Here is a 10,448-nt window from a genome sequence, read left to right on the forward strand (position 1 = left end):
ACGCACCGGCCCTCGATGGAAACAAGCGCGCCCAGACAAGGATGATAATCTCGGAAAAGGCTCGATGATGACACCCGACGAGGCTCTGGCGCGGTTGAAGGCCGGGAATGCCGCTTTCGTGGCCGACCACCCAGTCGAAGCCGACGTGTCGCGAGAGCGACGTCTTATGCTTGCCCGCAGTCAGCAACCCTTTGCCACGCTTGTGGGATGTTCCGATTCTCGCGTAGGTCCCGAGCAATTGTTTGGCGCCGGCCTGGGTGAGCTGTTTATCGTGCGAACTGCCGGTAACAACGTTGATACGGCCGGCATGGGGTCGATCGAATATTCGGTACTTGCGCTCAATGTCCCTCTGATCGTGGTCCTTGGCCATGAGCAGTGCGGCGCCGTCGCCGCGGCAAGCGAAATCGTCATCGAAGACAAGCGCTTCCCCGGCAGCATCAGCAAGATGATCGAACCGATCATCCCTGCCGTTCTCGCCGCACAGCGGGCCAATGGCACGTCGGACCTGGTGGATCGCGCCGTGGAGGAGAACGTGCGGCGGATGGTCGAGCGGCTGCAGACCTTCTCGGAACCGATGCTTATGGAGCCCCAAAGGCGCGGGGAGCTCAAGGTCGTCGGCGCTGTCTATAGTCTGGCCACTGGCGAGGTGCGTTGGCTCGATTAAACTGGCGTCAGCCGACGCAGCCTTGAACGACATGTTCCGCGCCGCGATCGAGGTCGAGACGCGTCATTGCCCAGAATATCCGTGTTTTTCCCAGCAAGCCGCCTCCACCGATGCCGATTTGCGGCCAGAGTCATGGCCGATCGGCGCGCCGACGGATCTTTTTTCCAATTCTTACCAGCGGAGCGAGGCCGGCGGAATTGAAAGCCTCTCGGGATCATATCTCTATATAGGAGATAATCATGAAAATCGGATTGTTTGCCGCCCTCACGCTGAGTGCCGCGCTATTGGCATCATCACCTTCCATCGAGGCTAAGCCGCGACCGCCTCAGGATCAACTGGCCAGGATCACCGCCGGGCGCACGGCCGGGGAACCCATGGACTGCATATTTCTGCGCGACATCAGTTCGAGCGAGATCGTTGCCCGCACGGCCATCGTCTATCGTCTGAGCAACGGCACCGTCGTGGTCAACCGGCCGTCCTCGGGGGCAAACTTTCTGAACCGTGGGGATGTCCTCGTCACCGACACCCATTCGTCCCAACTGTGCAGCATCGACACCGTGCGGTTGGTCGACAGCGGCACTCACATGCCGAGTGGTTCGGTCGGGCTTGGCAAGTTTATTCCTTACCCAAGGCTGCCGCGGAGAAATTAACGCGGCGGCTTAGTCAGGAAAGGCTGCGCGCCCGGCTGAGCCCAGCCTGGACGGGTCTTATGCAGCTGTCCCAGGCGATCTTCCACAGACAGCGATCGCGGCCCGAAAGCGGGGAGGCCTCTTGCCACAGGCGCGCGCCATCGCCCTTCAACCGGCTTTTTCGTGCCGCCGATCGGCCTTTGGCCCCGAACCGGGGAACACGAGGCGCCCGAAAGCGCTTGGCGCTTCAAAGGAGCATCCCATGCACACGGAAAAGCACGGAACCGAAACACATCTCAACAAGATTGAAGCGCGCGCCGGGTCGCGAAACAAGACCAACCGCAATGCCCTGGCCGCCGGCCTCGTGCTCGTGGTCATAGTCTTCGCACTGATCGTAGGCTTTGGCTTTTTGCAAACTGATCGGACTGGCGCGGATGAAGTCACGGCCGACAATGCGGCCGCGAACACTGGTCAATGAGCGGATGGGCCTTATAGCAGGGCATCTTATGGGGTTCGTCGGCTAGGCTGCACTGTCCCGGCCAAACGGTGGTCCGCAAAAGAGCTTCCGCTTCTTGCCCCAACGCGGGAACCCCTTCAAACCGTTCGACGTTAGCAGATTGACCGCCAATGACGGGGAAGCTCGCATGGATGGTTGCAGGAGCTCCGTGCCAGCCGCCGGAGCTCCTTTCATGTCATCGTTGGGGTTTCCATGATCTTGGCATAGCTAGGGGCGAACATGTGGCGTGTCACGGACAGGCTGAAAACCCGGGATGACGAGGGTCTAATTCATACCGTCGTCGTCATGAAGAACGGCTTGGAAACAGACTACATCATGGCTGATGGCCGTGCCGTGACGAGGCAACCGGACGGGACGTTCCAAATAGACGAGACGGGAGAGTCGCTCCGCCTGGGAGCTTGACCCCCGGCCGGCAAGGCATCGTATTCAGCCAGATTGCGCAGCGTCCTCGCGCGACCGTTCTCCGGCCCCAATCCGAAGTGCCGGCGAGCATGGCCGGCCGGCAATCGGTCAGCCGGCGCGAAGACCGCGTAGTAACAGGCGGCCGAGACGCGCCGCGAAAGCGCGTGGGTCGGTCGGCAATTCTCCATCCGCGACACGGGCTTCATCGAACAACAGGTGTGCAGCGTCGGCGCGAAGATCCGCCTGATCCTCTTTCAAGGCGCTGAGCCGTGTGATCAAATCATGCCGTGGATTGATTTCGAGAACGGGCTTGCTTGCCTGGCCCAGTTGCCCCGCGCTGGCCAGCAGCTTCTCAAGCTGACGATCCATACCGCTGTCGGGCGCTACCAGACATACGGCACTTTCGGTCAGCCTATCCGAAACCCGGACATCCGACACAGACTCGCCGAGCGTCGCTTTCACGAAATCGACGAAGGCGGCGACATCGTCCGGAGTCTCGAGGCTCGAATTTTCGCCCTCGGGCAAGGGGATCATACCAAGATCGGACAGTCCTTGGGTCACCGACCTGAACGGCTTGCCGTCGAAGTCGATGCCCGATGCGGCCCAGAAGCTGTCGACCTGATCGGTTAGAAGCAGGACCTCGATGCCCCGGGCGCGGAAGCCCTCAAGCTGCGGCGAGGACGCGAGGCGCTCGAGATCGGTTCCCACCGCAAAGTAAACCGCTGTCTGGTTCTCCTTGAGCGACGCCGCGTAGTCGGCGAGCGAGCGCCACTCATGGCCCGAAGTGCTCGTCCTGAAGCGGGCGAGCTTCAAGAGTGCCTCGCGGCGGCCGTAGTCTTCGTAAAGACCTTCCTTGAGTACGGCGCCGAAGTTGTTCCAGATCGCGAGGTAGCGATCGGGCTCGGACTGCGAAAGCTTCTCGAGCTCACTCAGCAGCCGGTTCGTCACCCCTTTCTGGATCGCTGATAGAACCGGACTTTCCTGGATCATTTCGCGCGACACGTTGAGCGGCAGATCTTGGGAATCGACGAGTCCCCGGACGAAACGCAGGTAGCGCGGCAGGATCTGTGCCTCGTCCGTGATAAAGACGCGGCGCACATAAAGCTTTATCCGGCCCGTGCGATCGGGATCGAACAGATCGAAAGGGCGCATTTCCGGTACAAAGGCGAGGACATTGTACTCGTGCACGCCTTCCGCGCGATAGTGCAGCGTCAGGGCGGGACTGTCGAACTGGCCAGCGTTCGTCCGGTAGAAATCGGCATAATCTTCCTCGCTTATATCGGACTTGGCGCGGGTCCAGAGCGCGGCGCCATCCGAGATCTGCAGAGGCTCAGCATAAGGGTTCTCACGCAGGAAGATCGGCACCGGCACATGACCGGACTGCGCCTTGATCCTGGGCTCGACACTGAACCGCTGCGTGTAGTCCGCCGCCTCCTCCTTGAGGTGAAGAACGACGCGGGTGCCACGGATCGGCCAATCGCCGCCCTCCGATTCTCCAATGGTGTAGGTGCCCAAGCCATCGGATGACCAGAGGGACGCGGTCTCGGCGCCGGCACGGCGTGAGATCACGTCGACGTGGTCGGCGACCATGAATGCCGAATAGAAGCCAACGCCGAATTGTCCAATGAGCTGGCCGCCTTCGCCGCTTTTGCTCGCGGCAATCTGCTCCATGAAGGCCTTGGTACCCGAACGTGCGATCGTACCTAGCGCCTCCGTCATTTCCGCAGCGCTCATGCCGATGCCGTTATCCTCGATCACGAGTTGGCGCCGATCCGCGTCCAGCGTCACCAAAATACGTGGCTCGGGATTCTCGCCCAGCAACTCGGGCTTGCCCAGTGCTTCGTAGCGCAGCTTCTCGCAGGCGTCGGCGGCATTCGACACGAGTTCGCGAAGAAAGACGTCCTTGTCCGAGTAGACCGAATGCACCATCAAGTGCAGCAATTTGGCGACATCGGCTTCGAAAGAGCGGGTATCGGGCGCGGCACCGGTCATCGTCGTCATGGGTACTGTTCACTCTCCAAAGTGTCTCTTGCGCGCAGTTGGTTTTCGATCTCGACGATTTCAAGGCTGGTACGCGGCTCGCTTTCAACCAAGGCTGCCATCGAGTTCGGCTACCGGCTCCCTGTCATTGGATCTGGTCCAATCGCGGGGGGCACCGGCAGGTTCGAGCGCATTAGGGTGCAAGCACCGGACAGGACCGACAGCCCGGCACGACAGGTCCTGATCTGCCGACGAGATTTTAGAGGATCGGACGAAGCCGTAAGATCCCGCGGTTCTACCGCCAGGTGCGGCCTTGTAGCGGTAATGGTGCCGCTCAGGCTCTCTTCGGATATTGTTGATGGCTGACGACCTTGCTCCACACGACACAGGATGTCGTGCGCCGGGGCAGCTTAGCCCCTCTTCGTCTGATACCCGTTACTATGGACCCGCGAGCAGGATATCGTAGCCCGCGACCGAAACCGGGCAGAGGTTCCGTCATCGCTTCTGCGGCGGAGCAGACTGAGCATATGTGCCGATGATCTCGCCGCTCGCGACCACTTTGCCGGCCATCGCATTCAGCAATTGCTCGCGGGTCGCGCCGACCTGAAGATCGAGTGGCCCGGACAAGGCGAAGGCCTGAAAATGATAATCGTGAGGCCGATCACCGATCGGTGGGCGCGGACCGTAATATCCGATCGAGCCCCGCGTGTTGCGCCCCTGCCGGATGCCCTTAGGGTCGTTCAACTGCAGTTCCTTAGGCAGCCCTTCGGGCAGCGCGCCAAGGCTGGCTGGAATATTCCATGCGGTCCAGTGGACGAACGGGTGGCCCGAAACGGCATCAGGATCCTCCATCAGGATCGCGAGGTGAGTGGCGCCTGCCGGCGGAGCGGTCCAGCGAAGCGCGGGCGACTGGTCTTCGCCATATGCGCTGTACTTCAAGGAAATCGGTCGATTGGCGATGAAGCTCGAGCTGCTCAAAGAGAGCGGCGTGGCGGTGCGGGTCTCGTCGCGCGCCTTGGCCAGTGCGAACCCTTTCGGCCGCGCTTCCATCTCGGGCGCCCGGCGCGCCACCGGCTCCAGCATCGTGCCGGCGCGGTCGCCGCCGGTGTAGCTCACGCGGTAGATCACCCCATTGATGTCGTCAGTGAAGAGTAATGCGCCGTCCTTTGCGACCGCCAAGCCGACCGGACGGCCCGACTGGCTTGGGCCATTGGCACCTGTTTGCAGGAAACCACGGAGGAACGGCTCGAACGCGGTCGGCGCGCCGCTCGCGTCGAAGCGCAGGCGTGCCACTTCGTAGCCCGATGGTTTCGATCGATTCCAGGACCCCCGGAAGGTGACGAAGGCATCGCCCTGATAGGCGCCAGGGAACATGGCGCCACGATAGAACGCCAGCTGCATGGGGGCAGCATGTGCCGTGTAGCCGAGCACGGGGCGGGTCGCCGCCTGGTTGAGCTCCGCCATGGTCAGGTCGTTTGGCGGATCGTCCTGCGGGTTCTCGCCGCCCATGCCGTAGATATACGGCCAGCCATAAGGCTTACCCAACTCGATCCGGTTAAGTTCCTCGGGCTGCTGCTCATCGCCGAGCCAGTCGATGCCATGATCCATGCCGTAGAGCGCGCCGCTGCGCGGCTGCCAATCGAAGCCCACCGTATGGCGCAGACCCGAGGCGTAGATCGTCCGGCTTTTGCCGTCGGGGGTCATGCGCAGGACGGTCGCGCTTTCGGGACTCGTCTCGGTGCAGGCGTTGCAGGTCGAGCCGACCCCGAGATAGAGCATCCCGTCGGGTCCTATTGCGATCGAGCGCGCGCTGTGCTGGCCAGCATCGGGAAGGTCCCCGGCAAGCAACTCCAGCGGTCCGAGGCTGCCGTCGGGCAGGATCGGGGCTTTAAGAACTTCCTTCTGAGCAACGAGATAGACTGTCCTGCCGCTGATCGCGATGCCGTGCATGCCGGGACGGCGCGCTACCGTGCGCTGCACGTCTGCGCGGCCGTCGTCATTGGCATCGCGCAACATCACGACATCGCCTTCGGCGCGGCGGGTCAGATAGACCGTGCCATCATCGGCGACAGCGAGGAGCCGCGCATTGCCCAGGCCCTGCGCGAACATCTCCACCTTGAAGCCTCGAGGCACTTCAAGCTTCGCCACTGTCGCCGCGTCGGGTCTCATCGCGCGCGGCTCGAGGATCATGCCAGGCACGCGGACATTGGCGGCGTTCGGCTCAGGCAGGGTCTGACCTGCGGGCTCGACCACGCGGCCACCTACACTGCCGGCCTGCTGCGCTAAGGCGGAAGAAGAAAGAAGGGTCAGGAGAATGGCCAGTCGCCGCATGATGCATATCCCTGTTCGTGTGGTCGAAGCCCAGGTTCCGCAACGAGCAAACTATGTCGATGTTTCTGAAGTTAAGCGAATTGCGGCGAGCCGATTTGACTTTCGCCGAAGCCAAAGGCGTGTCTGGCGCGTTCGGACTGCGTACATGGCATCAAAAAAGGAGATGCAGCATGCCCCGCGGTGACAAGTCGAGCTACACGGACAAGCAGAAGCGCAAGGCCGAGCATATCGAGGAAGGCTACGAGGATCGCGGTGTCGGCAAGAAGGAAGCCGAGCGGCGTGCCTGGGCGACGGTGAACAAGGAATCCGGTGGCGGCAAGAAATCAGGATCGGGCCGCGGCAAGGCCGAAAATCACGCAAGCTCACGCAAGGGCGGCCAGAAATCCGGATCGAGCCAGAGCGCAGAGAAACGCTCGGCAGCTGCCAAAAAGGGCTGGGAAACCCGTCGCAAGCAGGGCAACGCCTGACTTCGCCTAAACCCGCGCGCATTTAACATGTGTGGGTCACAAATGACCGGCCAGAACTGCGCGAGCGCCATGCTAGGGTCTGCGTCAGAGCGACGCCGCGTTCAGCTGGGTCTGCGGAATTGCGCCACCGCGCTGGCCGTTTGGGCGGGCTAGAAGCCATGGCGTGAGAGATGCGAGGAAGGTAGCACTCGCCCAGCTCCGACAAAGTCGATTTGCTTTCGCGCCCGGACTGCCTGGATGGGATGCACGTGAAAAATTCTTAGCTAGCCTTCACAGCGAGGCAGAGTTCTGGTCGTCGAACGACTGCTCAAGATTTTCTTTGTAGAGCATATATTCATCGGCCATGCGCTCCACCGAATAGCGCTGTTCGCGGGTTTCACGAAAAGTTAGCCGATCCATGTCGCCGAACGAGACCGTGTGCTTCTAGCGCTGTTGCGCGATTCCTTACCAGGAGGCCGGTCATGCTATATGGCAACCGTCGCTGATCGATCAGCGCGTCACGCCGGACCTTATCGTTTCGCCTTGCATGATCGCTGCGGGACACTCGCTCACCACGAACTGGTTGGTCTCGCCGCCAGCATAAGTGATTACGCTACCACCGCCGTTCTCCGTGCCCGAGATGCTCACGACCTGGTCAAGGTTGACGTAGATCACACGGTCAGGGCTGTTGAACGCGCTGCATTTCACCCAGTTTGCCATTTTGCCTCCGTTGTTGGGGCGACGGGCCATCGACATTGTGCCAAGTGGGGAAGCCGCGGAGCAAAGCCATCTGAGTGAGCCATGTGACGATCTCCTGGCGCGTTTCAGCCTCGAACATATCGGGCTCCTCTTTCGCCACGCGGTCCGGACATTCGATCTGCGCGAATGCGAAACCACGCCAGCCCGCGCTGTATCGCTCCAAATGACCAAAAAACTGGGCACCCTCGCAGGCACGCAATTTCTCTTGATGCATCGTTTCCGTCGCCGTTTTTGAACTATCCGGTCGACCAAATGCAAAATGTGCCTTGCCGGTTCCAAGAAAATTGCGACTGGTGCGCGCCTCTTGCACGCGTTACCAATAGCAGGCCAATCCAGCCTCCGCCAAATCGATGAACAATTGCGCGCCTACTCCCGCTCGATACTGGCTGCACCAGCTGCTATAGGCGAACGTCGGAGTAGGGCGCTCGGTGCTTTTGCGACCGAGCCATGGTATTCTGCTTGGCCCGCATCTCCGGTGGAAGCGGGTTACCGGGGGGTGACGCAACGTTGCCGAAGCCAAGGTAAACATTTGACGGACCCGGACGACAGCGCAAGCTGCTATCACGAGCGCTAATTCCAGCTACCTTCGACCTTTGGAGACGTTGGGCCAAGGCTCTGGTTCTCGCCATCGCCGAGGAGTACGCAGGCTAAACTGTCTGCTAGCTTCGGTTGGATTGCCTCGCCGCTTGTCAGTCTGGCGGCGGACGGCTCCTGTGGCAGCTTGTCTGGCTCGTTCCGGCCTGCCCGGCCAAATTCGGGGGTTTCCTGATTGGGGCTCAGCTCGGGGGTATGGGGGCACTCGGGAGACTTGGCACCTCAGCCGCATCGATCTCAAGTATCTCGGCAGTGAAACCATGGGCTACTTGCTTGTCCGTTTGAAAATTGCGGCTGGGTAGTAATGAGCTGACATTGTGAGGTTCACATTGCCGACAGCTAATTGGCCGGCTACCGGCGTCGCAGAAGTTTATCGACGGAATCATCCGCGGTCTTCTGCTTGTCGGTCCGTGTGCCGACTTCCTGCTCCAGACTATCGCGGATTTTTGTGATCTCCTCATCTGTCAAATGCTCGATACCGATGAACTCTTCGCGAGCGGAATCGACCGCGCGCACCAGTTCGTCGAGCTTGGCCTGCATGGAAGCGGCATCACGGTTCTGTCCGTTCTGAATGAGGAAAACCATCAGGAATGTGATGATCGTTGTTCCGGTATTGATAATAAGCTGCCAAGTTTCCGAATATTGGAAAATAGGGCCGGTCACCGCCCAGATGATGACAGCCGTCATCGCCAGAATAAAGGTGATTGGCTGCCCCGCAGCGAACGACATCGCTGACGAGAACTTAGTAAAGAGCTTACTCATCGCATTGCCTCCGAGCATGATAACGCGCAGCCCTGCGCCAAGTGCCAGGTGTGGCTGCAATGGGAACACTCGGTCGCGCGTGTGTGCCGCCGCACCCTAGTCGAGCGACGCTGCGGGCAGACCAAGGTGATCCGCCAAGGCGCTGACCAGGACGGCATGCTCCTGCCGGGCCCGCAGAAACGCCTCCAGGTCGGCGTCTTGCCGGATGGCGTAGCCCGCCGCCATCAAGCGCGATTTCAACCCGTTCGCGCCTTCAAGAGCTTTGGCTGGAGCGGCGGGTGGCAGCTTCAGCAAGGTCACAAGTTCGCTGGCCATGCGGGCCCCCTCCTCCCGCATCAGCGCAGCGCAGCCGCGCGCCTCGCGAAAATCGAGCAAGTGCTCGACGATGAGCGCCAGATCGAGGAGCGCACCAAGCGCCGCTGGCCATCCCGCGCCCGTCCCGACCGACCTGAAATAGATCAAAGAAGGATGCGCGGCATGGCTTTGCTGAACACTCGCACACCAGTCGCGGCCGTCGTCGAGCACCCGCGAAATCCCGGAGACGTTTTCGATCGCAGCATGCCGTTCCAAAAGGCGCAGGGCCGAGGGCGGATTTCCCGCTGCGGTCATCAGTTTCAATATACCCGTGTCGCGGCCTGCCAGGCTGCTTTGCACGACGAGCAGGTAGGTCACGGCCATGGTCATGACCGCAAGGCCGCAGAAGCCTGAGCCCAAAACCACCCAGCGAGCACCGCCCAAGGCATCGGTCTCGCTAAGCCCCACTGTAACGAGGCCGCTACCGACGAGATAGACGGCTTGGGAAAAAGATCGAAGCGGCGGATCAAAGGACGTGCTCAGCGCATGAGCCATCATGCCAAAGGCCAGCGACAATAGTCCCATCCAGATCACGAATGAGAGCACCAAGATCATCGGCGCAAATGTCGTTGAAATCCCTGCCCGGTGACGAAGATGCTTCCAAAGCGGAAGTAACAGCGCCACGCATCGCCTCGCCACACGCAATGTCGCTTTGCTTCCTCCCGGCACCACCACAGTATCGAAAACGTCGCGAAGCGTTACTATCGCCAGCACCTGGCCGGCTAACAACTCGATCGTTCGAAGGCTCATGGTAGCTATAACGCTTGAGGTAGCGCGCAGTGGCGGCTCGTGATCGAAGCGCCGGGGTCGAGGCTTCGGCGTCATTGGATCTTATGGAGTGGCGGGTCCGGTTACGGCTAACGCCGGCCCCACTGCGCAGCCTTTCGCACGAGATGATTGGGAAAGTCCTACGAGCCGCCGGTTCTTAGCCACGCGGCATGCATCCAGACATGATTACGTCGAAAATTCCATGACATTTCAGTGCAGTGTGCAATTGCAGCGGCAGATTA

Annotated in this window: 11 protein-coding genes; 4 read left to right on the forward strand and 7 right to left on the reverse strand. The window is 60.9% G+C overall.

The annotated features are described in order from the left end of the window. Positions 1–64 precede the first annotated feature (64 nt). From WG901_RS08360 to WG901_RS08370, 3 genes are all read left to right on the forward strand, one after another. The gene (locus tag WG901_RS08360) at positions 65–664 is read left to right on the forward strand and encodes a carbonic anhydrase (protein WP_339586550.1); all 600 of its coding nucleotides are present in this window, start codon (positions 65–67) and stop codon (positions 662–664) included. 239 nt (positions 665–903) lie between these two features. After that, positions 904–1,314: a hypothetical protein gene (locus tag WG901_RS08365; protein WP_339586551.1), complete on the forward strand. Its 411-nt coding sequence runs from the start codon at positions 904–906 to the stop codon at positions 1,312–1,314. 241 nt (positions 1,315–1,555) lie between these two features. Further along, a complete protein-coding gene (locus tag WG901_RS08370; RefSeq protein WP_339586552.1) occupies positions 1,556–1,771 on the forward strand; it encodes a hypothetical protein in 216 nt (71 codons plus the stop codon). 549 nt (positions 1,772–2,320) lie between these two features. On the opposite strand, the gene htpG is transcribed toward WG901_RS08370, so the two are convergent. Both htpG and WG901_RS08380 read right to left on the reverse strand, forming a co-directional pair. Beyond that, positions 2,321–4,213 (reverse strand): molecular chaperone HtpG, encoded by a 1,893-nt coding sequence (gene htpG / locus WG901_RS08375; protein WP_339586553.1) that lies wholly within the window; start codon positions 4,211–4,213, stop codon positions 2,321–2,323. A 474-nt stretch (positions 4,214–4,687) separates the two neighbouring features. Beyond that, positions 4,688–6,523: a YbhB/YbcL family Raf kinase inhibitor-like protein gene (locus WG901_RS08380; RefSeq protein ID WP_339586554.1), complete on the reverse strand. Its 1,836-nt coding sequence runs from the start codon at positions 6,521–6,523 to the stop codon at positions 4,688–4,690. A gap of 170 nt (positions 6,524–6,693) precedes the next feature. On the opposite strand from WG901_RS08380, the gene WG901_RS08385 reads away from it, so the two are divergent. Next, a complete protein-coding gene (locus WG901_RS08385) occupies positions 6,694–6,990 on the forward strand; it encodes a plasmid stabilization protein (RefSeq protein ID WP_339586664.1) in 297 nt (98 codons plus the stop codon). 270 nt (positions 6,991–7,260) lie between these two features. Here the strand turns inward: WG901_RS08385 and WG901_RS08390 are convergent, their stop codons facing one another. From WG901_RS08390 to WG901_RS08410, 5 genes are all read right to left on the reverse strand, one after another. Then, a complete protein-coding gene (locus WG901_RS08390) occupies positions 7,261–7,389 on the reverse strand; it encodes a hypothetical protein (RefSeq protein ID WP_339586555.1) in 129 nt (42 codons plus the stop codon). A gap of 90 nt (positions 7,390–7,479) precedes the next feature. Continuing rightward, on the reverse strand, positions 7,480–7,689 hold the full coding sequence (locus WG901_RS08395; protein ID WP_339586556.1) for a hypothetical protein: 210 nt from the start codon (positions 7,687–7,689) through the stop codon (positions 7,480–7,482). Next, the gene (locus WG901_RS08400; RefSeq protein WP_339586557.1) at positions 7,649–8,038 is read right to left on the reverse strand and encodes a hypothetical protein; all 390 of its coding nucleotides are present in this window, start codon (positions 8,036–8,038) and stop codon (positions 7,649–7,651) included. The genes WG901_RS08395 and WG901_RS08400 overlap by 41 nt, the downstream gene beginning before the upstream one ends. Positions 8,039–8,673: 635 nt before the next feature. Further along, positions 8,674–9,084, reverse strand: coding sequence for a low affinity iron permease family protein (locus WG901_RS08405; RefSeq protein WP_339586665.1), 411 nt, complete (start codon positions 9,082–9,084; stop codon positions 8,674–8,676). A gap of 96 nt (positions 9,085–9,180) precedes the next feature. Continuing rightward, positions 9,181–10,188 (reverse strand): hypothetical protein, encoded by a 1,008-nt coding sequence (locus WG901_RS08410; RefSeq protein WP_339586558.1) that lies wholly within the window; start codon positions 10,186–10,188, stop codon positions 9,181–9,183. Positions 10,189–10,448: the final 260 nt, after the last annotated feature.

The organism is Novosphingobium anseongense, assembly GCF_037482895.1.
GTDB classification, from domain to species: domain Bacteria; phylum Pseudomonadota; class Alphaproteobacteria; order Sphingomonadales; family Sphingomonadaceae; genus Novosphingobium; species Novosphingobium anseongense.

Coding starts and splice junctions, on each gene's coding strand:
- WG901_RS08390 (WP_339586555.1), bottom strand. CDS start 7,389: ATGGATCGGCTAACTTTTCGTGAAACCCGCGAACAGCGCTATTCGGTG.
- WG901_RS08385 (WP_339586664.1), top strand. CDS start 6,694: ATGCCCCGCGGTGACAAGTCGAGCTACACGGACAAGCAGAAGCGCAAG.
- htpG (WP_339586553.1), bottom strand. CDS start 4,213: ATGACGACGATGACCGGTGCCGCGCCCGATACCCGCTCTTTCGAAGCC.
- WG901_RS08410 (WP_339586558.1), bottom strand. CDS start 10,188: ATGAGCCTTCGAACGATCGAGTTGTTAGCCGGCCAGGTGCTGGCGATA.
- WG901_RS08395 (WP_339586556.1), bottom strand. CDS start 7,689: ATGGCAAACTGGGTGAAATGCAGCGCGTTCAACAGCCCTGACCGTGTG.
- WG901_RS08370 (WP_339586552.1), top strand. CDS start 1,556: ATGCACACGGAAAAGCACGGAACCGAAACACATCTCAACAAGATTGAA.
- WG901_RS08360 (WP_339586550.1), top strand. CDS start 65: ATGATGACACCCGACGAGGCTCTGGCGCGGTTGAAGGCCGGGAATGCC.
- WG901_RS08365 (WP_339586551.1), top strand. CDS start 904: ATGAAAATCGGATTGTTTGCCGCCCTCACGCTGAGTGCCGCGCTATTG.
- WG901_RS08380 (WP_339586554.1), bottom strand. CDS start 6,523: ATGCGGCGACTGGCCATTCTCCTGACCCTTCTTTCTTCTTCCGCCTTA.
- WG901_RS08405 (WP_339586665.1), bottom strand. CDS start 9,084: ATGAGTAAGCTCTTTACTAAGTTCTCGTCAGCGATGTCGTTCGCTGCG.